This window comes from Flavobacterium sp. MEB061, assembly GCF_000834715.1.
Lineage (GTDB): Bacteria > Bacteroidota > Bacteroidia > Flavobacteriales > Flavobacteriaceae > Flavobacterium > Flavobacterium pectinovorum.
In genome coordinates this window covers 40,507-66,321 of sequence record NZ_JXQR01000006.1, presented here as the reverse complement: position 1 = coordinate 66,321, position 25,815 = coordinate 40,507, and the positions used below count along the sequence as shown (strand labels likewise).

Below are 25,815 nucleotides of genomic sequence, written 5' to 3'. Positions count from 1 at the left end.
TTTAAAGGCTAAACCTCTGTAAAAAAGTATAAAGCTAAGAAATTACTCCCGAACCAACTAATTCATTTTCTAAATACCAGGCTACAAACTGACCTTCTGTAATAGCAGACTGAGGTTCTTCAAATTCAACATACATTCCATCTTCAAATTGATGCAAAACAGCTTTTTGCAAAGGCTGGCGATAGCGAATTCTTGCCATTACTTCCATCGTTTCCCCTTTTTCCAATTTCAAATCTTCGCGAACCCAGTGTACTTCAGAATCTCCAACAAATAAAGCTTTTTTAAACAAGCCCGGATGATTGCTAGTTAAACCTGTATAAATCGTATTGGTATCAACGTCCGTAGCAATAACAAATAATGGGTCTGTTGTTCCACCAACATTAAGTCCTTTTCTTTGTCCATTAGTAAAATAATGGGCTCCCTGATGTTTTCCCATCACTTTTCCCATTGTTGGCAGGTATGCTCTTTTTTGGGCTTCTAGTTTTAATTCTTCTTCTAAAGATAATCCAGCCGGTATTTCCAGATTATAAATCGGATCATTTTTATCAATTTGAACAATCTTTCCTTCTTTTGGCTGTAATTTTTGTTGTAAAAATTCAGGTAAACGTACTTTTCCAATAAAACATAAACCTTGAGAATCTTTCTTTTCGGCAGTTACCAATTCCATTTCAGCAGCAATTTCGCGTACTTCCGGTTTTGTTAAAGCGCCAATTGGAAACAACGATTTTGCTAATTGATCTTGTGACAACTGACATAAAAAATACGATTGATCTTTGTTATTGTCTGCTCCTGCAATTAATTGGTATACAGGTTTTCCATCAACTTCAATTTCATTTTTTTGACAATAATGTCCTGTCGCCACATAATCGGCACCAAGACTTAAAGCAATTTTCATAAAAACATCAAATTTGATCTCGCGATTACAAAGCACATCAGGATTTGGAGTTCTCCCTTTTTCGTATTCGTTGAACATATAATCAACAATTTTTTCTTTGTATTCTTCACTTAAATCAACAGTCTGAAACGGTATTCCCAGTTTTTCAGCAACTAATAAAGCATCGTTACTATCTTCTAACCAAGGACATTCGTTAGAAATAGTAACCGAATCATCGTGCCAGTTTTTCATAAAAAGACCGATAACTTCGTAACCTTGCTGTTGCAGCAAATAAGCAGCAACACTCGAATCTACTCCACCAGAAAGACCAACAACTACACGTTTCATTTTAACTCCTTTATGTTTTTATAAGGGTGCAAAGGTAAGTCATATTTTAGAAAATTTTGTTGGTTTTAATTAGTTTATATAATGCAAGGGTAGATAAAACTTATTGCTTTTTTTAATTACTTTTAATCATCAATTAAAATGTCATGTTAAAACAGTTTTACACCTTTATTTTCTTTATCATTTTAAGCACTTTAAATGCGCAAAATTATCGTGCTTCTTTGCAAAATTATTCAGAATATAAAGCTTTTAAAGGCAAACCGTTATCTGATAAATTTTCGAATATCGAATCGGTAAAAGTGATTTACGATTTAAAAAGACAAAAGATGTACTATTTCAACAGTACATTGATTCGCTTGCATTTTGACTTTGTCACGAACTATTTAGGATACACCAAAGACCTTGATATTTTTAATGATAATAATTACAGCGATACCGAAAAAGGCCGGGAGTTTTTATTGGGAAATCTCAACCACATTAAAGGATCTGATAAATGGATTTTTGAATTGGCGGCTTCAGATCACATGCCAATTGCATTGCTGGAGCGCTTCTATCATTTAATTGTAAACTCTACTTTCATTGGCAAAGATTTAAAATTTTATCTCAATAATCCGGAACAAATTGAATGGTTTCAACAAAATAAATTTAAAATTCCCTGTGTAAAATCAGATTATATTTTTAATGAATTGAGCTATCAAGAAGTGGTTCCAGGAAAAAATATTGGTATTCTAAAACAATATAAAATCAAGGAATTAGAAACCATAAAACCCAATCCTGACGAAATAATTATTCTGGATGGAACGCCAGATATACTGCCAAATGTGCACGGTATTATTGTAAATGAGTTACAAACTCCGCTAAGTCATTTAGTATTATTGGGCAAAAACAGAAAAATTCCAATTATGGCATATACGAATGTATTTAAAGATTCGAATATCAAAAGATTGCTTTCTAAAAAAGTAGAATTAAAAATTGCTGTCGATACCTTTTACATCAAAGAAACCGATAAAAAAATAACGCTAAAAGTCATTAAGAAAAAGAAAAAACTCATTATTGACAACAGTGTTACCGAATTAATCAACTTAGCAACAATTCCTAAAAAAGGGGTGAATTATATTGGTTCTAAAGCGCAAAATATGGCGTATTTAATTGCCATTGCAAAAGAAACGCCTTTTAAAACGCCTGAAGATGCGCATGCCATTCCATTTTATTTTTACACCAAACACATTCAAAAGAAATCAATTTCACCTTTAATCACAGAGCTTTTAAAATATCCCCACAAAGATTCAACTGTTTGGATTAACAAGCAATTAAAAAAAATACGTGATGCTATTAAAAAAGAACCAATTGACCCTCAACTAATAGCAAAGCTAAATCAAACTTTTAAAAATGCTGCTTTTAAAAATTTCCGATTCAGATCTTCTACAAATGCCGAAGATATGGATGATTTTAATGGCGCCGGACTTTACGATTCTAAAACCGGAATATTAGGTGACAGCATCAAAACTTTTGAAAAAGCCATTAAACAAGTTTGGGCAAGTGCGTGGAATGAAAGCTCTTTTGTAGAAAGAGAGCTTTTTGGTATAGATCAGGAAAGCATTGCAATGGGCGTTTTGGTACATCGCTCTTTTCCTGATGAATTGGCTAACGGAGTTGTAATCACGAAAAACATATTCAGGGAAAATTTTTCAGGAATTACTGTCAATGTTCAAAAAGGAGAAAACTCGGTTGTAAAACCAGAAAAGGGAGAAGTTTGCGAACAGTTTATAGTTTATCATTTTAATGAAGGCAAAACAGAAAGCGACTTTGATGTAGATTATACTTCAAACTCTAATCTCAACAACAACGAACCTTTATTGAATAGGAAAGAAATAAGTAATTTGTTTCTGGTTAGTAAAAAAATCGAAACTAAAATGTACCGTTACTGGAGAAAAAACCAATTTCATCCCATAGATATTGAATTCAAAATTGTTGGAGAAAACCGGGATTTGTATATCAAACAAGTACGGCCTTTTAATGAATAATTAGTATAAAACTAAAAGATCAATTTCATTTGAAACTGTATTAATATTGACAATTTTAAAGTCGAAATTTTCGATGTTGATTTTTTCCTGAATAGACTTTCTAATGCTGTTATTGTCTAAAGAAAAATTAGTGTCTAATGCAATTTTGACATTAATTGTATTAAGATATTTAGATACTTTTTTATTTACTATGATAGAAGCAATTATATAAAATCCGATTATCATAATTTGAAAAAAGAGCAAAACTTCTATTTTTTCATAAGGATATAAAATATCTAAAATTGAAAGCGTAATCGTTGCAAAAAGAAAGATAATCGCATTAACTGTAAAGGATTGCGTACGAAATCTCAGAATTGAAAAAATGGCAAATAAACCAAATCCAATTCCTACTCCAATCTCAATTTTTGTAAATACATAACAAAGTGAAAAAGTACAAAGCCCAACAATAACCATCAACGGATTTATGGTTTCATTATCTTTTCTGTTCGAGAAAAAGTACAAAATCAGAATCGAAAAAAACAACAATAAAAATCTTCCAGAAAGTTCGTTTAAATCCATTTTGGCTGAAGTGTTAGTACATCAAATTTAGAAAAAAAGTTGCCATGAATTTTACCAATTTTTCTTTTTCGCATTCTGAAGTGAAATTAAAGAAAAAGTTGCCATGAATTTGCTCGCCTGTTCGCTTCGCTCGAGTCACGAATTTTCGCGAATTTTTCTTCTCATGGTTTTAGGCAATTAATAATTTGTGAAATTTGTGGCAGAAAAAAAGCCCGCATTGCGGGCTTTATAAATCTATTCGTTTTTCGGTTTTGAATCCGCTTTATAACTGCTTTTAGGATCACTCATATTCACCTCTTTGGTTAATTTTCCTTTAAAGTAAAACTGCCACATTCCGACCTTCTTTCCGTTCAAAAATTTTCCTTTAGACGCTACAACTCCATCAGAATCATAAAAAACAGCATCGCCATTATATTCGTTATTTTTATATGTTGTCTGCTCTAAAATGATTCCGTTTTGCCCCCATTTTTTATAAATACCTTCTTTCTTTCCATTCACATAAGTCATTTCTTCAGCAACTTTTTCATTTGGATAAAAAACCGTTCTTGCACCTTCCAGTTTTCCGTTTTTGTAATTTTCGATTGCCATTACAATTTTAGAAGCTTTATGGTAATATTTCCATTCTCCCTCGTAATTTTTGCCTATAACTTTACCTTCACTTACTTTATTTTTATTCTGATCATAAAAAATATTATAAGCACTTCCGTCATTGGCACTAAAATCACGTGTTGCAATTACATCGCCTTTTTTAGTATCATCAAAAAATTTAAATATTCCGGTTTCTTTTCCGTGACTAAAAGTTCCTTCGTAACGCGGACGCTTGGAAACTTCATAAGTTCCTTTCCATAAACCGTCTTTCTTGCCGTTAGCATCGAGTTTATTACTATCAGCCTGAGCGTTTATAAAAAGTACATTTAGTAATGCTAATCCAAATAATAGTCTTTTTAAAATCATATATATTTCAATTTTAAACTTAAACGAAATTGTCTTGTATAAATTATATTGAGGGGTATAAAAAAATCCCGATAAATCGAGATTTTTTTATTTGTTATTTCTTTTTATTCTGCGCTTTAGCAGCTTCTTGCTGCTCCATCACATCCTGAAGACGCTGTTGAAATTTACTTGGCTTTTTAGGCTCTTTCAATTTGTTCTCCTGAATCTGATCGTGAATTTTATCTGTGTCAACAATATAGTTTTTAATTACAAACATGATTCCGATTGTAATTAAATTGGAGATAAAGTTATATAAACTCAAACCTGCACCGTAACTATTGAAGAAAATTAACATCATTAATGGCGAAACATAAATCATGATTTTCATCATTTTTGCCATATCCGGCATACCTTCTTGCTGAGGCGCTGCCATTTGCTGATCTCCAGACGTCATTTTCATATAGAAGAAAATCGCAATTGCAGCCAAAATTGGGAACAAACTGATATGATCTCCGTATAATGGAATGTGGAATGGCAATTTTACAACAGAGTCAAATGATGATAAATCATCTGCCCAAAGGAAACTTTTTTGTCTTAACTCAAAAGCTGAAGGGAAAAACTGGAACGACGCATACATAAACGGAAGCTGAATCAATGCCGGAATACATCCTGCCATTGGGTTCACGCCCGCTTTGTTATACAACTTCATTGTTTCCTGTTGTTTTTTCATTGGGTCTTTTTTGAATTTTTCTCCCAATTCTGTAATCTCCGGACGTAAAACTTTCATTTTAGCCTGAGACAGGAATGACTTATAAGTAATTGGCGACATGGCCAATTTGATAAGAATAGTAAATATGATAATCGCAATTCCGTAAGCAATATAAGAACTTAAAAACCCGAATAATGGAATAAAAATTAATCTATTGATCCAACCGAAAATTCCCCAGCCTAATGGAATAATTTTCTCGAATTTTTTATCAAAAGATTTTAAAACTTTATAATCAGATGGTCCAAAATACCAGCTCATTTTATAATCAACTTCACCATTTGTGAAAGCCAAAGGAACTGTCGCTTTGAATTGTTTTGTAAAAACAGTATCGATTTTTTCATCTTTAACTAAGTTTTCAGAAACTAAATGCGCTTTTTCAAAAGAAGTATTAGTTTGTAAAATAGTTGTAAAGAAGTGTTGTTTAAAAGCAATGTAATCAACTTTTTCAGGATTTTCTTCCTTAAGAGTACCTTGACCTACATAATTTTCTTTTCCGTCTTCATAGTTATAATAAATCTCTGCATAACGGTTTTCATAAGAAATACTTTTCTCATTTCTATACGTTTTCAAATCCCAAACTAAATCTAATGGTTTAGATGAATTTAGAACTTTATTCAATCCCTGAGAACGAATATCAAAACCAACTAAATAATCGTTTGGTTTCAAAATGTATTTGTATTCCAAAAATTCGTTAGCTCCTGCTTTCAAACGCATTGACAAAACCTGATCTGCACCAACTTTAGTTAATGTTGGCTCAAAATATAAATCTTTAGAATTTAAAGTTCTGTTATCTGTAGTTTGTAATTGAATATTCAAATTAGCATTATTGTCTTTAATCAATTCTACTAATTGCCCTGAATTTTTCTCAAACTTTTTAAATTCTTTTAGTGTAGCTTCAACTATATAACCACCTTTATTGGCGATTTTTAGTATCATCTTTTCATTTTCGATTGTAGTAAAAGACTCTTTTGCAGAAGGAAGCGTAGCAGAATAAGCGAAACCACCTAAAGTTTTTTGCAATTGTGCCAATTGAACTGTATCACCCGGAGTTGCAGCAGCAACCGGCAAAACAGCGGTTTTAGTTTTGTCAGCTTTAGCCTGAGCTTCTTGTTTGGCAACTAATTCTTTCTTGGCTTTTTCAGCAGCAATTTCCTTATCAGAAGGTTGATTTTGGTACATTATCCAAATCAAAATTCCAAATATCAATACAAAACCAATGATTGAATTAAGATCAAATTTTTTTTCTTCCATTATAATTTTAAAAAGTTATTCATTAAAGGCTATTAGTAATGAGTTTTACTCAAAAGTTACACCTTTTAGAATTAATTATTATTTTTTATGCGCAATTACTGCAGCAGCCACAAAGTTTACAAAAATTGGATGTGGGTTTGCCACTGTGCTTTTGTATTCCGGGTGGTATTGTACTCCGATGAAAAACGGATGATTTTCTAATTCTATAATTTCAACTAAACCTGTATCAGGATTTACTCCAGAAGCAATTAAACCTGCTTTCTGCAATTCATCTTTATATTTATTGTTATACTCATAACGGTGACGGTGACGCTCTGAAATTGTTTTTTGACCGTAGATTTTATGTGCCAATGAGTTTGGTTTGATGTCACATTTCCAAGCCCCAAGACGCATAGTTCCACCTTTATCTGTAATTGTTTTTTGCTCTTCCATCAAATTCACAACCGGATGTTTCGTTTTATCATTCATCTCAGTAGAATTCGCTTCTTTGTAACCTAAAATATTTCTTGAATATTCGATAACAGACATTTGCATTCCTAAACAAATTCCAAAAAACGGAATATTATTTTCACGTGCAAAACGAACTGCTTCAATTTTTCCTTCAATACCTCTTTCACCAAAACCAGGCGCAACTAAAACTCCGTCAAGAGTGCCTAATTTTTCTTCAATATTATCGCTGGTGATATGTTCTGAATGTATAGAAATTACATTAACTTTAGTTTCATTCGATGCTCCTGCATGTATAAATGCTTCTAAAATAGATTTATAACAATCCTGCATTTCTACATATTTCCCAATCAAACCAATATTTACAGTATGTTTTGGGTTTTTTAATCTGCGTAAAAAAGTATTCCAGTTTTTCAAATCCGGAGATGCTTTTTTAGGTAAATCTAATTTCTTTAAAGCCACAACATCTAATCCTTCTTCAAGCATTAAATTTGGAACTTCATATATTGTAGAAGCATCAATAGACTGAATTACAGCTTCTCTTTTTACATTACAAAATAATGCCAGTTTATTACGCAACTCATCAGAAAGTTCATGCTCTGTTCTACAAACCAGGATATCTGCTTTAATACCGCTTTCCATCAACGTTTTTACAGAGTGCTGTGTTGGTTTTGTTTTTAACTCACCCGCAGCAGCCAAATAAGGAACTAAAGTTAGGTGAATAACAATTCCGTTATTTTCTCCCAACTCCCAAACCAACTGACGAACAGATTCTATATAAGGTAATGACTCAATATCTCCAACAGTTCCACCAATTTCAGTAATTACAATATCATAATCGCCAGATTTCCCTAGCAATTGCATTCTGTCTTTGATTTCGTTTGTAATATGAGGAACAACCTGAACCGTTTTTCCTAAAAATTCTCCTCTTCTTTCTTTCTCAATAACCGAAAGATAAACTCTTCCTGTAGTAACGTTATTGGCCTGAGAAGTTGGAACATTCAAAAAACGCTCATAGTGACCCAAATCCAAATCTGTTTCTGCACCATCATCTGTAACGTAACATTCTCCGTGTTCATAAGGATTTAATGTTCCCGGATCTACATTGATATACGGGTCAAATTTTTGAATAGTTGTACGATATCCTCTTCCTTGTAACAATTTTGCTAAAGATGCTGCGATAATTCCTTTTCCTAAAGAAGAAGTCACACCGCCTGTAACAAAAATATATTTTGTTTGATTCATTCTGTTGTTGTTTGTATTGTAGTTGTGTAAAAAACTTGGCAAAAGTACAAATTTAATTAGACAATTTATCAATTAGAGATTGAGATAATTTGCAAATTTTTAAACAGAATGATTACTTGGGTTTGTAATCGATAATTTTAAGGATTTATTAGGATTTTTTTTGAAGAATGTATTTAAATTGAGGGTAATTACTGTTTTCTAATTTACTAATAATTGAAAAACAATTTCACTTTCTGTCAAAATTATAAGTCATACAGGAAAGCTTAAGCATAAAAAAAATATTATAATTTTAAAACATCGACTTGTACACATTTATAAATTCAGTCTTGAATTCTGTGGTGCCAATTTGTTTTTAAAAATTATAATATTTTTTATTTATATACTGTAATTTCAAAACACTGACTTGTACACATTAATAAATTCAGTCTTGAATTCTGTGGTATCACTTTGTTTTTGGAAATTATAATATTTTGTACTTCAAATATATACAAAAAAATTAAATAACAAAAGATTTTTCTTACTATTTAATTTGGTTTTGGATATTGTTTCTTAATATTCCGAATCAATTCTTCCAATCCATTCAATTTTAACTCGTAAATAAGCTGTAATTGCTGGCCTAATTCTCCTTTAGGAAAACCTTTGTTGTGATACCAAACCACATAATATTCTGGTAAATCGATTAAAAAACGTCCTTCGTATTTCCCGAAAGGCATTTTGGTGTGTGCTAATTTTATGAGAAGTTTTTTGTCTTGTTCCATTTTCGTAAGAAGAAAGAAGCAAGAGAAAAGAATATAGATTTATTCTCTTTCTTGCTTCTAAATTATTGCAAAGCTATTCTAATTTTTTATTTTTTTTACTACAGATTAAAAAGATTTCACTACGAATTCACGAATTATATTTAAATCAATTCGTGAATTCGTAGTGAATATAAAAACTTAGAATCTTAGTATCTTAGAACCTCAGTGCCTTAGTAATGCCATCTTACAAAAGCCTCCATCGCTGCATACGTTGCCAAACCTAATTGTTGGTACAAATCAGCAGTTTCTGCATTTCTGTCTTCGGCTCTTTGCCAAAATTCTCTGGCGTCGGTTCCCTGAAAAACAACACCATCTTTTTGAGATTGATGTTTGAAAATTCCATGACGTTTAGCTAAAACCTGATCCGGACTCATTGGTACAGCCATTTCGACTTCGTCAATTCCCCATTCCTGCCAAGCTCCTCTGTACAACCATAACCAGCAATCATCCATAAACGATTTTGGTTTCAATACTTTTACAGCTTCAAAAATAGCATCCAGACAAACTTTGTGCGTTCCGTGCGGATCTGCCAAATCTCCGGCCGCATATATTTGGTGTGGTTTTATCTTTTCAATTAAATCAACTGTTAACTGAATATCTTCTGGTCCAATAGGTTTCTTCTCAATTGTTCCGGTTTCATAAAAAGGCAATTCCATAAAATGAATCTGATCATCGCTCAAACCAACAAAATGACTTGTAGCTCTCGCCTCTCCTTTTCTGATTAATCCTTTGATGTAACGAACTTCAGGAATATCAATTTCACTGTTCTTTTTGTTCTCTAAAAACGTTTGTGCTTTTTGGTAAATGTTATCGGCTTCTGCACTTTTGATTCCGAATTTCTCATTATAATCAATTACGAATCTTGCAAAACGCAATGCTTCATCATCCGCAACAGCTATATTTCCAGAGGTTTGATATGCAACATGCACTTCATGGCCTTGTTCCTGCAAACGCATAAAAGTTCCTCCCATACTAATAATATCATCATCAGGATGCGGACTAAAAATCAAGACACGTTTTTTAGCAGGCTCTGCTCTCTCTGGTCTGTTTGAATCATCAGCATTTGGTTTTCCGCCTGGCCAGCCCGTAATTGTGTTTTGTAACTTATTGAATATTTTTATATTGATGTCGTATGCCGGACCTGAATCTGCTAATAAATCGCTCATTCCGTGTTCGATATAATCAGCATCTGTCAACATTAAAATTGGTTTTTTAAGCTGAAGTGCTAATCCTAAAACCGCTTTACGGCTAAGTTTATCTGTCCATGTTACTTTTTCTACCAACCACGGTTTATTGATTCTGGTTAGTTTGGAAGAAGCTTCTTTATCTAAAACAAAAACGGCATTATTATGTTCCTGCAAAAATGACGCTGGTACACGATTCGTAACTTCATCTTCTACAGATTTTTTTACAATATTTGCTTTACCTTCACCCCAAGCCAAAAGAATAACTTGTTTGGCTTCCATGATTTTTTTCACTCCAAGAGTGATTGCCGTTCTTGGCGTATTGCTCAATCCGAAGAAATCTTTGCTCGCTGCTACTCTTGTAATATGATCTAAAGCTACCAAACGTGTTTTTGAATTTTGAAGTGATCCAGATTCATTAAAACCAATGTGTCCGTTACCACCAATTCCAAGAATTTGAAGATCAATTCCGCCAAGAGCTTCAATTTTAGCTTCATAATCGTGACAATAATCGGCAATTTGTTCTTTAGTTAAAAGCCCGTCCGGAACATGGTAATTTTCAGGTAAAATATCGACATGATCAAACAGTAATTCTTTCATAAAACGAACATAACTGTTGATTGAGTTTGGTTCCATTGGATAATATTCATCCAGATTGAAACTAATTACGTTCTTAAAACTCAAACCTTCCTCTTTATGCAAACGCACCAATTCAGCATACAATCCTTTTGGAGAAGATCCTGTCGCTAAACCTAAAATACAAGGTTTATTTTCTTTTTGTTTTTCCTGAATTAATGCTGCAATTTCCTGTGCAACTGCTTTTGAGGCATCTGTTGAATTTTCAAAAACAACAGTATTGATGTTTTCGAATCGTTTTTCGAATCCTGTTGCTTTGTCGATTTTACTTTTTAACATGATATAGTTTTTTTTAATTCTTTTTTGGTCGTTTATTTTAAGATAAAACACTTATAATCAATTCCATATAAAGATAACATCTTTAAATTTGAATAACAAAAAGATTATTATCTGACTTTTTTAAGTAAATCATTGTGAGAGAGCATGATAACTTAAAAAAATAATAAGTGTATAATTTGCATTTTTTACGCATTAATCTGCATTTTTTTTGCATAACAAAATTACTCCAATTAGTTCTTTATAACTAATATCCGGCAATGAAAATTTTGTTAATTCTTGATTTCTCAGCTGAAAAACAAAAAAAAATCTATTGTCATAAAAAAACCGTCAATTTCTTGACGGCTTTTAAATTGTATTTATGATATTATTTCCAGTTGAAGGTAATTCGTTTTTCAATATCCGGATTTAAACTTAAAAATACCGGACAAGTCATCCCTGCACGTTCAAGAATAGTTCTGTCTTTTTGATCAGCTGCGCCTTTCAATTCAAAAACAATTTCGATTGCACCAATTCTTCTTGGTTCCGCATTCATTATTTTAGTTACTTCTGCTGTAGAATCCTGTAAATCAATGTTCATATCACGGGCTTTAATTCCCATAATTGTAAACATGCAGCTTGCTAAAGCATTGGCAACTGTATCTGTTGGAGAAAAAGCTTCTCCTTTTCCGTTATTATCTAATGGTGCATCCGAAATAATTTCGCTTCCTGATTGCACATGAATTGATTTTGTTCTTAAATCGCCTAAATAGGTTACTTTCGATGTCATTAATTTGCTACTTTTAAAGTTAAGTCTGAGTCGTAATATAAAATGTAGACACCTTTGTTTGCGTGTCCGCCATCATCTTTTTTATAGTATTGAAATTTATTGTCAACCTGTTCCGTTGTCATTAAATCTGTCGTTTCCTGATACGTTTTTCCTTGTACCAAACGCATCATCGTATCAAAAGTAACATCAAAACCACGGGTGGCATACGAATTTGGATTCACTTTATTTTTCAGTCTGTATTCTTTTTCAAAAATTAAAACTGGCTGCTCATCACTTTCACGAGTTACAGAAGGATACATTAAATTTAATTTTACCAAATTATCAAAACTAATTTCATCTGTATCAAGTGTGCTGTTTGGTTCTAAAATAACCAATTGAACCTGACAGGTTTTTTGAGCATCGATTAAAGCTTTTATAGTCGTTTTAATCATCGCTGTATTTGCTGTTTCCATTACAACATAATTAAGCCTGTTTGGCAATAATAGACTTTTTAAATTCGCCACATCCAAACCTCCGGTTTCAGACAAAGCTGCAAATACAACTCCTTTTTGATTTTGCTTGATATAATTTATAACCGATTCTTTCTTCTTATCTACAACAGCAACAATGTTTCCGTTTTTATTGCGCATATAGTCAAAAATAGCGTTTCTAACTACATCATTTGTTGGTATTGACTGATATAAATTATCAATTGGGTTTGCCGTATCTTTTGATAAAGGCGAAATTACAGGCACATTATACAAACGCAATGAATTAGCTGTAGCTTCGGCATTACTTTGATAAAATGGTCCGATAACAGCATTTGCATTTTGAAGTTTATTTTGTGAAATCAGGCTCGAAATATTCGACGTGTTTTTTGTTTCCTGCGAATCGTATATAGCAACATCAATTGGTAATTTTAAAACTTTCGCCGAATCGATTGCCATCATAGCTCCCGAATAAAAATCAAGTGTCATATTCAAAAACTTATCTTTTTTCAGGCGAGTTGCTGTACTTGTTGTGTCATTTTGCATTTTAGCAATATTAAATGGCAGCAGTAAAACCAATTTTTGACGTTCCGTTTGTCCTCTTTTTTTAGTTAACTCAACTACTTCCGGATTAACAGAAACTTCTTCAGATTTTACTTTTTCAAGAATTCTGATTCCTCCGCCTGTATTTTCAACTGGCTTATCAGCAGTTTTTTCAACCGATTTTTCAATTACTGGCTGCTGTTGTGCAATAATTGGCACTGGAGCCACATAGCCAGATGGTACTTTTAAAACCATTCCTTCTTTAACACCTTCAGAAAGCGATGGGTTTAATTCCGTTAATTCTTCCTGAGTAATGTGAAATGTATGTGTTAAACTATAAAAAGTTTCCTTTGGTTTTACCTGATAATCCATGTAAGTGGTCCCTTTTTTAGCAGTTTCAGAAGGTTTCGAAACAGTAGTTACAGCCGAAGCTGAAGTTTCTGTTTTTGGTGCCGTACCTTTTATCGTTAAGCGGTAGCCAACTGGCAAACTTGTTACAATTTCGGGATTACGTTTTTCTAAATCCTCAACTGTGGTTTTATATTGTTTAGCAATAGAATACTTCGTTTCTTTTGCCACAACATCGTGATAAACATATTTTTCAGACGATTTCGCCGGTTTTTCTGTTTTTGCAGTTACTGTTTTTGCTGCTGAACCTTTTGAAGGAATCACCAGCGTTTGCCCAATTTGCAAACCATTTGTAACCAGGAACGGATTCGCTGCTTTTAAAGCTTCATCAGAAACACCATATTTTTTTTCAATTCCAAATAATGTTTCTTTTGGCTGAACTTCGTGCGTTTTACCATTTTCTGAAACAACATTTTTAGAAACAGATTCTGCTTTAGCTACTGTTTTTCCTGCTTTCGTTGGAATCAACAAAACAGAATTTGGCGAAATTCCGGTGCGGGCATCAGGATTTAATGAATAAATATCATAAGGTGTAACCTTAAATTTCTCTGCAATCTGATTGATGGTTTCTCCAGCAGAAACTTTATATTTTACCACTTTCTCCTGCGAAAAGGCAGAAGTATTGATAAAAAAAACAAGAGATAATAATGCTAAATAATATTTCATAATATGGCTAAAACAATTTAATTTTTAATTCAAAAAACAAGATACTAATTTTGCTTAAAGCAAGATTCGGGCCAGTGTTAATTTTTACACAATAATTATCTAAGATCTATTTCGGCCTTAGCAATAATGATGTTTTTATATAACTCATCTTCTTCTCTTTTCTTGCATTGATATAAAACTTCTTCCATATTTTGATACTTATCTGAGTAAACATAATAGGAAAGACTGTTTATATTAAAGAAAAAACTAGCATTAAAATCACCCGAATCAATAAGTTGCATAATAAACTTATCTCTTGGCGCTGCATCGGTAAATATACCTAAAACTAAGTAATAGCCATTTGAAACTTCTTTAAGATTATCAAAAACTTCAATCTTTACATTTTTTGCATTTTTCAGCGGGTTTTCTTTCAATTCTCGTCTCATTTCTTCTATTGAAACTGATTTAGAAACTAAAGCCGAATTATCTTTATTCTGATTTTTAATTGCTTCATCCTGATATTTTTTCAGTTTAATCAAAGCTACTTTATCATCAAATTTTCTGGCTTCCATACTATAATAAGAGGCTTTACTGATATGACGTTTTATTTCGATTGTTTTTTGAGTATCCAAAGAATCAATTTTAGAAATCAGCAATTGATTTTGTGCATCGCCTTTTTCCTGCTCAATTTTATATCTTTTTATTTCGTCAAGCGAAAGTCGTTGCTGTAACCCTGTTTTGCTGTTATTTTTTTCGTTTTCGCGGATTTTCTTCTTATACTCCTGATTTTCCTCGACAGCGATTCTTTCTACTTTATTCATTAAACCGGCGTATGCTTTTCTATTTTCAGCCAGTTCTTTCTTTAATTGAGAAGATAATTCGTTTGTTTTTCCGATGCTTTCATACGATTGTTTTTCTAATCGTTTTGATTGGTCAATATTTAAAACATCCATTCTTTTCAATTCAACCAAATCATTGTTCATTGTATTAACCAAAGAATCTAATTTTCCCATTAAAATATCCTGAACATTTTTATTCGCTTCTAAAACCAATCTCAGTTTTTCGACCGAATTATCTTTAGAACCACTCATATCATCCAGATTTAGTTTCAAATCATTAATTTTTATAATTTTCTGATTCATTTCTTTCTGAACAACCAATCTGTCTTTTAAATCATCAATTTCAACGGTTTTGGCTTTTGTTTTTTCGACAACAACTTGTTTTTCGGCAAGAGCCAGCATTAATTCTTCACTCTCGTTTGCCGGTTTTATTTCTTTTGTATTGATGGCCAATTTATTGCCAACAACCAATCCGTTTACAATTTCGGGATTTTGAGATTCTAACTGATCAATAGAAATTCCGTATTTTTTAGTAATCGAAAATTTGGTTTCCTTTGGTTCAACCACATGAAAAACAGTTTCCTGATTAATTACGCGAACTCTGCCGTCGAGGGTTTTTCTTTTATTCGGAATTGCAATTGTCTGACCAATCTGCAATCCGTTTTGTAGTAAATCTTTATTTAAGGTTTCTAAATCCTGAACCGAAACATTGTATTGTCTGGCAATGCTAAATAACGACTCTTTTGCCACAACCAAATGGGTTGCTTTTGAAGAACTTGTAAATTCAGTTTTTGAAGTATTTGAAGCATTTTGCGGAATAACTAATTCCTGACCAATCTGAAGTCCGTTGGCAAGAATTGGATTTGCATTTTGAAGCGCTTCTACAGAAATCCCGTATTGTTTTGATAAACCAAAAAGAGTTTCTTTTGCACCAACAATATGAGTAGTTTGGTTTTGGTTTGGTTTTTCTGCAGCATGAACCGGAATTTTAAGAATTTGGTTGTCTTTTATTCCGCTTTGCGATTCGGGGTTGAGTTTGTAAATTTCATCAACAGAAACCTTATATTTTTGGGCAATAAAATAAGCCGTTTCTCCTTTTTGAATTTTGTGTTCAATAATTGAATCTTGTGCAGTTATTTTGTTAAAAGACAAAATAAACACAAGAGAAATCGTTAAAAGTTCTCTCATAAATAGTAGGTTATAAAAAATTAAGGCCTTACAAATGTAAGACCTTAATTTTAAAAATGGTACTATTCCCACTCAATTGTTGCAGGTGGTTTTGAACTTATATCGTAAACTACACGATTCACGCCTTTTACCTTGTTGATAATATCATTTGAGACCTTCATCAGGAATTCATAAGGTAAATGAACCCAGTCAGCAGTCATTCCGTCTGTAGATTCAACAGCTCTAAGCGCTACTACTTTTTCATAAGTACGCTCATCGCCCATCACACCAACAGAATTTACAGGAAGCAAGATTGCTCCTGCCTGCCAAACTTTATCATATAATCCCCAAGATTTTAATCCGTCAATAAAAACGGCGTCAACATCTTGCAAAATCTGAACTTTCTCCGGAGTAATATCTCCAAGAATTCTAATTGATAATCCTGGTCCCGGAAAAGGGTGTCTTCCTAATAATTCAGGATCTATTCCTAAAGTAGCACCAACTCTTCGAACTTCGTCTTTAAACAACATTCTAAGCGGCTCTACAATTTTCAATTTCATATAATCCGGCAATCCACCCACATTGTGGTGCGATTTAATAGTTGCCGATGGTCCTTTTACAGAAACCGATTCGATAACGTCTGGATAAATAGTTCCTTGTGCCAACCATTTTACATCTTCGATCAAGTGTGATTCATCATCAAAAACTTCGATAAATACACGACCAATTGTTTTACGTTTGGTTTCAGGATCGCTAATTCCGGCTAATTCACCAAGAAAACGATCTCCGGCATCTACTCCTTTTACGTTCAATCCCATTCCTTTGTATTGATCTAATACATTTTGGAATTCGTTTTTACGAAGTAAACCGTTATTCACAAAAATACAATACAGGTTTTTTCCAATTGCCTGGTGTAATAAAACTGCAGCAACAGTAGAATCTACTCCGCCAGAAAGTCCTAAAACAACTTTATCGTTTCCTAATTTCTCTTTTAATTCTCCCACCATTTCTTCTACGAAAGCATTTGGTGTAAAGTTTTGAGGAACTTCGGCAATTTTTACTAAAAAGTTTTCCAGCATTTTTGATCCATCTGTAGAATGGAAAACCTCTGGATGGTATTGAATTGCATAAGTAGTTTCGCCATCAATTTTATAAGCTGCATATTCTACATCGTGAGTGCTGGCCAATTTCACAGCATTGGTTGGCAAAGCTTTGATACTATCGCTATGGCTCATCCAAACCTGACTGTTTTCTGAAACGCCTTCAAAGAAAGTTTCATTGTCTTTAATATAAGACAAATTAGCTCTCCCATATTCTCTGGTGTTTGAAGCTGCTACTTCACCTCCGCTAAAATGCGCTAAGTATTGTGCTCCGTAACAAACTGCCAACATTGGCAATTTGCCTCGAATTTGAGATAAATCAGGATGTGGAGCATCTTCTGCACGAACAGAAAATGGGCTTCCTCCTAAAATTACGGCTTTATAAGGTGATAAATCACTAGGAAAGTGATTGTAAGGAAAAATTTCGCAGAATATATTTAATTCGCGAACTCTACGCGCAATAAGCTGTGTATATTGCGATCCGAAATCTAAAATAAGTACGTTGTGTTGCATGCGCAAAAATACTTTTTATATTCGAAATTGAAAAATCGGAACTGTGAAAAAAAAATATTTTTTTTTCACAGTTCCGATTTTAGGTTCAAAGGTTCTGAGATTCAAAGGTTCAGAGGTTTTAAATCTGATAATTTGAAAGATTTTTCTTTATCTCTTTATTAATTTTAATCTTTTTGCCTTAAAATATATATTTCTTTTATTTTCAATTTTAAATTGAAAGAATCTGATTTACAAAGGTTGGAAGATTTTAAAATTTATGATTTGAAGGATTTTTCCTTTAAACCTTTGTGTCTTTGAAACTTTGTATCTAAAAAACAAAAATCCAATAATCCCAAAACTTCGTATCTATGCAAAAAACCATTCAAGTATGAAATCAAAACTAATTGCCTCAACCCTTTTATTATCCTTATTTTTCACTTCCTGCGATGCTATTGACGATTTATTGTCATTTACAATTTCAAACGAAGCCTCAATTCAGATAAAAAGTACTTCGCCTATTAATTTACCTACGGAAATTATTACGCCGGATGTTACAACAAATTCATCGGCAGAATTTAAAAACAATAAAACGGAAGCGGGTTTAGTGAAAGATGTAAAACTAAAATCGCTCAACCTAACGATCACAAATCCTGACGGAAAAACTTTTACATTTCTAAAATCTATTCACCTTTATATTTCAACTACAGATTCTGATGAAATAGAATTGGCGTATCAGGATAATATCACCGAAACAACGAATATGATTGAACTAATTAGCACCAACGCCAAATTAGACAAATACATAAAAGCTGATCAATATAAAATTAGAACACAAGTTACCTTAAAAGAAACACTTACAAAAGATGTAACCGTAAAAGCAGATATGAAGTTTGGAGTGACTGCGGATCCGTTTTAGAAAAAGGTACAAAGTTACAAAGCGACAAAGGTTCAGAGTTTTTAAAAGTGTAGTGGCTTTTACGGCTTTGTTCCTTTGAACCTTTGAACCTTTGCCACTTTGAACCTAAATTAATGTAGATTATAAAATATAATTCTTTAAATATAAAACAAACCCAATCGAAATGAGTGTTACCTTTAAGAGGAATTCTAAAAAACACATTCGATGAGTAAAATAGTTGCAGAACAATTAGTTGAAATGTTGGTAGAAGCCGGAGTAAAACGTGTTTACGCAGTTACCGGTGATAGCTTAAATCATTTTAATGATGCGATACGAAGAAACGGAAAAATAAAATGGATTCATGTTCGTCATGAAGAAGTAGGTGCTTATGCCGCCGCTGCCGAAGCCGAATTAGACGGTTTTGCTGTTTGTGCAGGAAGTTGCGGCCCGGGACATGTTCATTTAATTAATGGATTATATGATGCACATCGCTCACATGTGCCTTTGTTAGCCATTGCATCCACAATAAATACAGGAGAAATGGGGATGGATTATTTTCAGGAAACCAATACCATCAAACTTTTTGATGATTGCAGTTGTTATAATCAAATGATTATGACGGCTGAACAAGCTCCAAGAATCATACAAACTGCCATACAACACGCTTTAGGCAAAAAAGGCGTTGCTGTTATTGGTCTGCCCGGCGACGTTTCTGAATCAAAAGCCGTTGAAAGTAATATATCGACTCAGTTTTTTCATTGTAATCCCGTTATCCGCCCTTCTGATAATGAATTACAGCAGTTGGCAAAAGCCATAAATGAGAGTACAAAAATCACTTTATTCTGCGGAATTGGAGCTGAAAAAGCACACGATCAGGTGGTACAATTATCACAACATATTAAGGCTCCTGTAGGATATTCTTTTAGAGGAAAAATGAGCATTCAGCCCAATAATCCTAACGAAATAGGAATGACAGGTTTACTTGGTCAGCCTTCAGCATATCATAGTATGCACGAATCACACTTAGTTTTATTATTAGGAACTGATTTTCCGTATGATAAATTCATGCCTACTGATAATAAAATCATTCAAATCGACACAAGCACCGAACGTTTAGGCCGAAGAGCCAATCTTTATATGGGATTATGCGGTGATGTTGCCGATACAATAGAAGCTTTGCTGCCCTTGCTGGAAAACAAAACAGACGACAGTTTTTTACAGGCTCAGCTTAAATTTTATGCAAGTGTAAAAGAAAACATGAACATTTATATCGATGACAATGGCGGAGAAGACACGATTCAACCCGAATACGTCGCTCATATCATCGATAAATTAGCCAATAACGATGCGATTTTTACCGTAGATACGGGAATGACCTGTGTGTGGGGAGCTCGTTTTATTAAAGGAACCGGAGAACGAAAAATGCTGGGTTCTTTTAATCACGGATCAATGGCCAATGCAATGCCAATGGCTATTGGTGCAGCTCTCGCACATCCTGAAAGACAAGTTATTGCCATGTGTGGCGATGGCGGTTTGTCTATGTTATTGGGTGATTTGGCAACCATTCATCAATATAATATTCCGATCAAAATTATTGTTTTTAATAATCGCGCTTTGGGAATGGTAAAACTCGAAATGGAAGTTCAGGGATTGCCGGATAACGAAACGGATATGACTAATCCTGACTTTGCTTTAATAGCTCAGGCGATGGGTTTTCAGGGTGTAAACGTACATAAACCCGAAGAAGTTGAAGGAGCAATAGAAAATGCATTCCGACATAATGGTCCTATTTTGCTAAATATTTTTACGAATCCGAATGCGCTGGCAATGCCTCCAAAAGTAGAATGGGAACAAGTTGTGGGTATGGCAAAATCTATGACAAAATTAATGCTGGGCGGTAAAATGGATGAAGTTTTAGATACCGTTAAATCAAATTATAAACATTTGAAAGAAGGTTTATAAGGCTCAAAGTTGCAAAGCAACAAAGGTTTCAGAGGTTTCAAAGTATAGTAACTTTGTCCCTTTGAACCTTTGTTGCTTTGTACCCCAAAAGTCACTCTTTCGTAACAACAATCGAAGCTTTAAAACCTGCAGCAAGATTGTTCCAATAATCATTGGTTATTAAGGCTCCTTTATCATCGTAAACCTGGATTTCTGCGGTATTTCCTCCCAATGTTCCAATGTTTAAGGCTTCAAAATCGAGTTTATTAAAACCATTAACAAGGTCGATTTTTACCTGTTTAAAGCTGGCATCCAAAAATAATTGATTTGCAATAACTCTATCATTGGATGAAACTCTGACCAAATCTCCATCGATGGCACCAAAATCCCTGAATTTTACAATAAAATATTCTGATTTGGTTCTAAAATCTCCAAGGGAAATGTTTTTCTTAACCAATTCTCCCCTTCCTTCTTTTAGTCCGGCATCTTTTAAAGCTTTATCCAGTTCTTTCTCCATTTTAGGCACATAACGATCGCCGGGATTGGCAAAATCAGTTTCTGTAGACATGGTGAATTTACTTTTTTCTTCTCCAATCTGAAATTTTGATTTTGGAGTTATACTTGTATTCTCAAAAACGTTGGGTGTTTTTATACTCGGAATATCTGAATTTTCTCCCTGAGGATCTTTTACTTCAGGAATTTTCTTTGGTTTTGCACTAAACTTTGGTGCAGGAATACTTTTGTATTTAGTACTAAATTCAGTTTGTGCCGACATTGCTGCGACAGTAAAAAATAATATGAAAAATAAAATATGTTTCATTGAAATAGTATTATCGAATCGACTTTTAAAATTTTAAACCCAAAAAGTAGCTTCACAAAAATAGCATAATTTAGTTAGGCACTACAGCTTTAAGATTTTTATAACAATATATTAGGCTAATTTTTAGAATCAAAAAACCTGCCAAAAAAAGCGATCGTAATTTTACTCTCTCAAATTATATAAATAAAAAAATCCGACTCATTTTCATAAGTCGGATTTGTTATTTTGCTTTAATCTTTAACAATTACGGCTGTAAGCGTAGAAACATCTAAGGTTTTATTTGCACTAAAAGCCAGATGAACATAATCAGAATAAGTAACTCCGGTTTCCAAATAATCTACATACGTAGTTCGTTGAAACACCTCACCATCAGTACTTTTAGCAGTGAATTTTACAGAGAATGTTCCTTGTTCATAAACACTATATGATGTTTTTGAAATGTTTTTTACATCAAAATCTATGGCGAGATAATCACCATAAAGCTGTTTTCTTGTTATGTTCAAAGAAAAATCGGCTACATTAAACGCTGCATTATTTGATGGAATAACTTCGTCATAATGGCTTGAACTGCAATTAATAAATAATAACGACATTGTAACTAATAGCACAACATTCCAAATTGGTTTTTGAAAAGATAATTTTCTCATAGTTAAAATATTAGATTTTATTTTTCTTTATAATTTTTTAATTGCCTTAAAGAAATAGACAATAGTCTATATTATTTTGCAATAATAGACAAAATCCTATATTAATAAAACTAAATTGTAAGAATTATTTTATTTTAACGTAATGAGAAATTATTTTTTTATAAGAAAGTACCAAAATAAAATTTTGAAAATCATCAACTTATTCCTAACTTCAATACCTTAATTATTCCACTAAAAAAACACAGAAAATGGATTATATAGACTATTATAAAACATTAGATGTTTCAAAATCAGCCACAGAAACTGAGATTAAAAAAGCGTATCGAAAACTGGCCAGAAAATACCATCCTGATTTGAATCCGAATGATAAAGAAGCGGAGAAAAAATTCAAGGAAATCAACGAAGCGAATGAGGTTTTAAGCAATCCCGAAAACCGAAAAAAATACGACAAATACGGAAAAGACTGGCAACATGCAGACGAATTTGAGAAAGCGGGTTACAACCCAAATCAACAGCGATCAGGACAACAAAGCAGTTCTGATTTTTCGGGCGGAGACTTTTCTGGTTTTGGTGGCGATTTTTCGGGAAGTGATTTTTCAGATTTCTTCAATTCCATGTACGGATCTGCAGGAAGAAGTTCCAGAGGTCAGGCAAAATATCGAGGCCAGGATTTTAATGCCGAATTACAATTAGATTTAGCCTCGGCATATACCACTCACAAACAAAATCTGGCTGTAAACGGAAAAAATATCCGAATCACAATTCCGGCAGGTGTCGAAAATGGTCAGATTATAAAAATTCCCGGTCATGGCGGACCCGGTGCAAACGGTGGTCCGAATGGTGATTTGTATATTACTTTTAATATCGAAAACAATTCTGATTTTAAACGAGAGGGAAATAATTTATATTCAGATGTTGATCTCGATTTATATACCGCAATTTTAGGCGGAGAATTTTTCGTGAATACTTTTGATGGAAAAGTAAAAATTAAAGTTCCTGCCGAAACCCAAACCGGAACGAAGGTGAAACTGAAAGGAAAAGGATTTCCGGTGTATAAAAAAGACAATCAATTTGGCGATTTATACATCACTTATAATGTAAAAACACCAACAAAATTATCTCAGAAAGAAAAAGAATTATTCGCAGAATTAGCTAAAATCAGAAATCATGAATAGTAAAAATTTAATCCAGATAAAACAATTTTGCCTGTATCACGAAATTGAAAATACTTTTATAACAGAGCTGAATAATTATGGTTTAGTTGAAATTATTATTCAGGAAGAAGATGAATATTTACAGCCGGAACAATTGCCTGCAATAGAAAAAATGATACGAATGCATTATGATCTTAAAATCAATCTGGAAGGAATTGATGCTATTTATCATTTGCTGAATAAAATTGAAACTTTACAGCAAAACTTAACGGCGACGCAAAATAAATTGCGTCTTTTTGAACAGCATCAAATAGAATAATCATATCAATTTTTCGATCCAAAATATCACAAAAAACAATAATTTACAGATGGATTTTAAATAAAAAAACTCCTTTTCAGCTACATATTTTATAAATTGCAGCAGAATTAATTAACCCGAATTTGTTTTTAAAACTGACAAAAACGATTCAGAAAAACTAACAAAATGAAAAGAGAAAACATCTTGACAGGATCACCATGGGAAGATAAAATGGGATATTGCCGTGCTGTAAGAATTGGTAATATTATCGAAGTTTCAGGAACTGTGGCAATTGTTGATGGCGAAAAAGTAAAAGCTGACGATGCTTATGCTCAAACGTATAATATTTTGGAACGTGTTGAAAAAGTTCTTGAAGATTTGAATGTTGGAATGAAAGATGTAATCAGAACCCGTATTTTTACAACCAACATTTCAACTTTTGAAGATGTTGCAAGAGCACATTCTGCTTTCTTTAAAGATGTAAAACCTACAACCGGTTTTTATGAAATCAGCAAACTGGTTGCTCCTGAATATTTAGTTGAAATTGAATTTACAGCTGTGATACAATAATATTTTTTTAGCCACGAATTCACGAATTACTATTCTAAAAAGATCAAAACAGATATTTTTTTCTAAATTCGTGAATTCGTGGCGAAAAATCTGCCCGCATTTACATTAATGACTTCTCAAAAACCAAAAGAAATATTCCTTACCACTTTCAAATGGATTTTGATCTGCGTTTTGATAGGTATTTTTTCAGGATCTGCGTCGGCATTTTTTTTAGTTTCATTAGAATTTGTTACTCAATTTAGAATTCATCACGACTGGATTGTCTGGTTTTTGCCTTTCGGCGGATTATTAGTCGGACTGAGTTATTATTATTGGGGAGAATCGGTTGTAAAAGGCAATAATTTATTGCTGGAAGAATACGAAAATCCGCAAAAAATAATTCCGTTTAAAATGGCTCCGTTAGTTCTTTTTGGAACTTTAATTACTCATTTATTCGGAGGTTCTGCAGGCCGGGAAGGCACGGCTGTACAAATGGGCGGCGCAATTGCAGATCAATTCACGAAAATTTTCAAACTAGACAACTCCGAACGCAAAATCTTAATTATTCTCGGTATCAGCGCTGGTTTTGCATCTGTTTTTGGAACACCGTTGGCGGGCGCTATATTTGCTTTAGAAGTTTTATATTTCAGTAAAATAAATCTCAAAAGTATCCTTTTATCCTTTTTAGTAGCTTATGTCGCTTATTTTACGGTAGAATTCTGGCAGGTAAAACATACACATTACAGTATTCCTGAGATTCCACAAATTTCAATTTCCACCATATTTTATACCATTATCATTGGCGTTTTATCCGGACTTGCTGCTTTATTATTTTCGAGAAGTACGCACTTTTGGGGTTCACTTTTTTCAAAAATTAAATATCCACCTTTAAGACCTTTCATTGGCGGAATCATTTTAGCCATAGCAATAGCAGGTTTTGGATTTACAAAATTCTCAGGATTAGGAGTTCCGGAAATTGTGGATTCATTTTCAAATCAAAACCAATGGTATGACTTTTTACTCAAGATATTATTTACCGGATTTACGTTAGGAGCCGGGTTTAAAGGCGGAGAAGTAACTCCGTTATTCTTTGTAGGTGCTACTTTAGGAAGTGCTTTATCTGTAATTATTCCGATGCCAATTGCACTTTTGGCAGGTTTAGGATTCGTAGCCGTATTTTCGGGCGCGACCCACACTCCTATTACCTGCACCATTATGGGGCTGGAATTATTTGGTCTTCAACCCGGAATTTTTATTGCAGTTGCTTGTATAGTTGCTTATTTTTCTTCGGGTTCTGTTGGAATTTATAAATCTCAAATTGTCTCGAAAAATAAATTCCAATTTTTTAAATTCCAAAATCCAATAGCAAACGAAAATTCCAAAAATTAAATTCCAAATTCCAAAATTTTCGTGAATCTCTGTGAATCCTTTGAGAATCTCTGCGAAATTTCAATCTAAATAAATCTGCTTAAATCCGCGTTTTCGCTTTAGCGAATCAGTTTCATCCGCGTTTCAATTAAATTCCAAAAAATAAATTCCAAATTCCAAAAAATTCGTGAATCTCTGTGAATTCTTTGAGAATCTTTGTGAAATTTCAATCTAGAATAAATCTGCTTAAATCCGCGTTTTCGCTTTAGCGAATCCGTTTCATCCGCGTTCAATTTTTCGGAATTCAAACCAAGAATTAACCAATTTAAAAAACTTTTAATCAATAACCCGTAACATCTAACTTAAAATATAAA

At 33.1% G+C, this 25,815-nt stretch carries 20 protein-coding genes; 7 read left to right on the top strand and 13 right to left on the bottom strand.

All coding sequences use genetic code 11. The annotated features are described in order from the left end of the window. Positions 1 to 34 precede the first annotated feature (34 nt). Positions 35 to 1,222: a tRNA 2-thiouridine(34) synthase MnmA gene (mnmA, locus tag RT99_RS02805; protein ID WP_042563218.1), complete on the bottom strand. Its 1,188-nt coding sequence runs from the start codon at positions 1,220 to 1,222 to the stop codon at positions 35 to 37. Positions 1,223 to 1,365: 143 nt separating this feature from the next. On the opposite strand from mnmA, the gene RT99_RS02800 reads away from it, so the two are divergent. Next, on the top strand, positions 1,366 to 3,243 hold the full coding sequence (locus RT99_RS02800; protein ID WP_042563217.1) for a PEP/pyruvate-binding domain-containing protein: 1,878 nt from the start codon (positions 1,366 to 1,368) through the stop codon (positions 3,241 to 3,243). Here the strand turns inward: RT99_RS02800 and RT99_RS02795 are convergent, their stop codons facing one another. The 10 genes from RT99_RS02795 to guaA all read right to left on the bottom strand — a co-directional run bounded on the left by RT99_RS02795 (position 3,244) and on the right by guaA (position 17,790). Beyond that, on the bottom strand, positions 3,244 to 3,801 hold the full coding sequence (locus tag RT99_RS02795; protein WP_042563216.1) for a DUF4956 domain-containing protein: 558 nt from the start codon (positions 3,799 to 3,801) through the stop codon (positions 3,244 to 3,246). 234 nt (positions 3,802 to 4,035) lie between these two features. Continuing rightward, positions 4,036 to 4,755, bottom strand: coding sequence for a toxin-antitoxin system YwqK family antitoxin (locus RT99_RS02790; RefSeq protein ID WP_042563215.1), 720 nt, complete (start codon positions 4,753 to 4,755; stop codon positions 4,036 to 4,038). 94 nt (positions 4,756 to 4,849) lie between these two features. Next, positions 4,850 to 6,754 carry a membrane protein insertase YidC gene (yidC, locus tag RT99_RS02785; RefSeq protein ID WP_042563214.1) on the bottom strand — a complete coding sequence of 635 codons (1,905 nt, stop codon included), beginning with the start codon at positions 6,752 to 6,754 and terminating at the stop codon, positions 4,850 to 4,852. A 78-nt stretch (positions 6,755 to 6,832) separates the two neighbouring features. Next, a complete protein-coding gene (locus RT99_RS02780) occupies positions 6,833 to 8,446 on the bottom strand; it encodes a CTP synthase (RefSeq protein WP_042563213.1) in 1,614 nt (537 codons plus the stop codon). A gap of 524 nt (positions 8,447 to 8,970) precedes the next feature. Next, complete coding sequence (locus RT99_RS02775) at positions 8,971 to 9,204, bottom strand: DUF3820 family protein (RefSeq protein WP_035631770.1); 234 nt, start codon at positions 9,202 to 9,204, stop codon at positions 8,971 to 8,973. Between the two features lie 209 nt (positions 9,205 to 9,413). After that, a complete protein-coding gene (gene nagB, locus RT99_RS02770; protein ID WP_042563237.1) occupies positions 9,414 to 11,342 on the bottom strand; it encodes a glucosamine-6-phosphate deaminase in 1,929 nt (642 codons plus the stop codon). A gap of 364 nt (positions 11,343 to 11,706) precedes the next feature. Further along, positions 11,707 to 12,108, bottom strand: a complete 402-nt coding sequence (locus tag RT99_RS02765; RefSeq protein WP_042563212.1) for an OsmC family protein — start codon at positions 12,106 to 12,108, stop codon at positions 11,707 to 11,709. Beyond that, positions 12,108 to 14,192: a LysM peptidoglycan-binding domain-containing protein gene (locus tag RT99_RS02760; protein WP_042563211.1), complete on the bottom strand. Its 2,085-nt coding sequence runs from the start codon at positions 14,190 to 14,192 to the stop codon at positions 12,108 to 12,110. The genes RT99_RS02765 and RT99_RS02760 overlap by 1 nt, the downstream gene beginning before the upstream one ends. A 95-nt stretch (positions 14,193 to 14,287) precedes the next feature. Continuing rightward, positions 14,288 to 16,198 (bottom strand): LysM peptidoglycan-binding domain-containing protein, encoded by a 1,911-nt coding sequence (locus RT99_RS02755; protein WP_042563210.1) that lies wholly within the window; start codon positions 16,196 to 16,198, stop codon positions 14,288 to 14,290. Between the two features lie 62 nt (positions 16,199 to 16,260). Continuing rightward, positions 16,261 to 17,790 carry a glutamine-hydrolyzing GMP synthase gene (gene guaA / locus RT99_RS02750; protein WP_042563209.1) on the bottom strand — a complete coding sequence of 510 codons (1,530 nt, stop codon included), beginning with the start codon at positions 17,788 to 17,790 and terminating at the stop codon, positions 16,261 to 16,263. A gap of 367 nt (positions 17,791 to 18,157) precedes the next feature. Here guaA and RT99_RS02745 point away from each other — a divergent pair, with 367 nt between their 5' ends. Further along, a complete protein-coding gene (locus tag RT99_RS02745; protein ID WP_042563236.1) occupies positions 18,158 to 18,685 on the top strand; it encodes a hypothetical protein in 528 nt (175 codons plus the stop codon). Positions 18,686 to 18,889: 204 nt separating this feature from the next. Then, complete coding sequence (locus RT99_RS02740; protein WP_042563208.1) at positions 18,890 to 20,626, top strand: thiamine pyrophosphate-dependent enzyme; 1,737 nt, start codon at positions 18,890 to 18,892, stop codon at positions 20,624 to 20,626. 91 nt (positions 20,627 to 20,717) lie between these two features. Here the strand turns inward: RT99_RS02740 and RT99_RS02735 are convergent, their stop codons facing one another. Continuing rightward, on the bottom strand, positions 20,718 to 21,425 hold the full coding sequence (locus tag RT99_RS02735; protein WP_042563207.1) for a hypothetical protein: 708 nt from the start codon (positions 21,423 to 21,425) through the stop codon (positions 20,718 to 20,720). 230 nt (positions 21,426 to 21,655) lie between these two features. Then, the gene (locus RT99_RS02730) at positions 21,656 to 22,072 is read right to left on the bottom strand and encodes a hypothetical protein (protein ID WP_042563206.1); all 417 of its coding nucleotides are present in this window, start codon (positions 22,070 to 22,072) and stop codon (positions 21,656 to 21,658) included. Between the two features lie 248 nt (positions 22,073 to 22,320). On the opposite strand from RT99_RS02730, the gene RT99_RS02725 reads away from it, so the two are divergent. The 4 genes from RT99_RS02725 (at position 22,321) to RT99_RS02710 (ending at position 25,462) form a co-directional block, all read left to right on the top strand. Beyond that, positions 22,321 to 23,247, top strand: coding sequence for a DnaJ C-terminal domain-containing protein (locus RT99_RS02725; RefSeq protein WP_042563205.1), 927 nt, complete (start codon positions 22,321 to 22,323; stop codon positions 23,245 to 23,247). Beyond that, positions 23,240 to 23,545 (top strand): chaperone modulator CbpM, encoded by a 306-nt coding sequence (locus RT99_RS02720; protein ID WP_052483518.1) that lies wholly within the window; start codon positions 23,240 to 23,242, stop codon positions 23,543 to 23,545. Before RT99_RS02725 ends, RT99_RS02720 begins: the two co-directional genes overlap by 8 nt. Positions 23,546 to 23,710: 165 nt before the next feature. Further along, positions 23,711 to 24,094, top strand: a complete 384-nt coding sequence (locus RT99_RS02715; RefSeq protein WP_042563203.1) for a RidA family protein — start codon at positions 23,711 to 23,713, stop codon at positions 24,092 to 24,094. 108 nt (positions 24,095 to 24,202) lie between these two features. Further along, entirely contained in the window at positions 24,203 to 25,462 is a 1,260-nt protein-coding gene (locus tag RT99_RS02710) for a voltage-gated chloride channel family protein (protein WP_042563202.1), read from the top strand. Positions 25,463 to 25,815: the final 353 nt, after the last annotated feature.

What these genes read in the sequence shown, in the direction of transcription:
- yidC (WP_042563214.1), bottom strand. Translation starts at nt 6,754, where the DNA reads ATGGAAGAAAAAAAATTTGATCTTAATTCAATCATTGGTTTTGTATTG.
- RT99_RS02790 (WP_042563215.1), bottom strand. Translation starts at nt 4,755, where the DNA reads ATGATTTTAAAAAGACTATTATTTGGATTAGCATTACTAAATGTACTT.
- RT99_RS02725 (WP_042563205.1), top strand. Translation starts at nt 22,321, where the DNA reads ATGGATTATATAGACTATTATAAAACATTAGATGTTTCAAAATCAGCC.
- RT99_RS02745 (WP_042563236.1), top strand. Translation starts at nt 18,158, where the DNA reads ATGAAATCAAAACTAATTGCCTCAACCCTTTTATTATCCTTATTTTTC.
- RT99_RS02735 (WP_042563207.1), bottom strand. Translation starts at nt 21,425, where the DNA reads ATGAAACATATTTTATTTTTCATATTATTTTTTACTGTCGCAGCAATG.
- RT99_RS02710 (WP_042563202.1), top strand. Translation starts at nt 24,203, where the DNA reads ATGACTTCTCAAAAACCAAAAGAAATATTCCTTACCACTTTCAAATGG.
- guaA (WP_042563209.1), bottom strand. Translation starts at nt 17,790, where the DNA reads ATGCAACACAACGTACTTATTTTAGATTTCGGATCGCAATATACACAG.
- RT99_RS02765 (WP_042563212.1), bottom strand. Translation starts at nt 12,108, where the DNA reads ATGACATCGAAAGTAACCTATTTAGGCGATTTAAGAACAAAATCAATT.
- RT99_RS02715 (WP_042563203.1), top strand. Translation starts at nt 23,711, where the DNA reads ATGAAAAGAGAAAACATCTTGACAGGATCACCATGGGAAGATAAAATG.
- RT99_RS02780 (WP_042563213.1), bottom strand. Translation starts at nt 8,446, where the DNA reads ATGAATCAAACAAAATATATTTTTGTTACAGGCGGTGTGACTTCTTCT.
- RT99_RS02800 (WP_042563217.1), top strand. Translation starts at nt 1,366, where the DNA reads ATGTTAAAACAGTTTTACACCTTTATTTTCTTTATCATTTTAAGCACT.
- RT99_RS02795 (WP_042563216.1), bottom strand. Translation starts at nt 3,801, where the DNA reads ATGGATTTAAACGAACTTTCTGGAAGATTTTTATTGTTGTTTTTTTCG.
- mnmA (WP_042563218.1), bottom strand. Translation starts at nt 1,222, where the DNA reads ATGAAACGTGTAGTTGTTGGTCTTTCTGGTGGAGTAGATTCGAGTGTT.
- nagB (WP_042563237.1), bottom strand. Translation starts at nt 11,342, where the DNA reads ATGTTAAAAAGTAAAATCGACAAAGCAACAGGATTCGAAAAACGATTC.
- RT99_RS02775 (WP_035631770.1), bottom strand. Translation starts at nt 9,204, where the DNA reads ATGGAACAAGACAAAAAACTTCTCATAAAATTAGCACACACCAAAATG.
- RT99_RS02755 (WP_042563210.1), bottom strand. Translation starts at nt 16,198, where the DNA reads ATGAGAGAACTTTTAACGATTTCTCTTGTGTTTATTTTGTCTTTTAAC.
- RT99_RS02720 (WP_052483518.1), top strand. Translation starts at nt 23,240, where the DNA reads ATGAATAGTAAAAATTTAATCCAGATAAAACAATTTTGCCTGTATCAC.
- RT99_RS02730 (WP_042563206.1), bottom strand. Translation starts at nt 22,072, where the DNA reads ATGAGAAAATTATCTTTTCAAAAACCAATTTGGAATGTTGTGCTATTA.
- RT99_RS02740 (WP_042563208.1), top strand. Translation starts at nt 18,890, where the DNA reads ATGAGTAAAATAGTTGCAGAACAATTAGTTGAAATGTTGGTAGAAGCC.
- RT99_RS02760 (WP_042563211.1), bottom strand. Translation starts at nt 14,192, where the DNA reads ATGAAATATTATTTAGCATTATTATCTCTTGTTTTTTTTATCAATACT.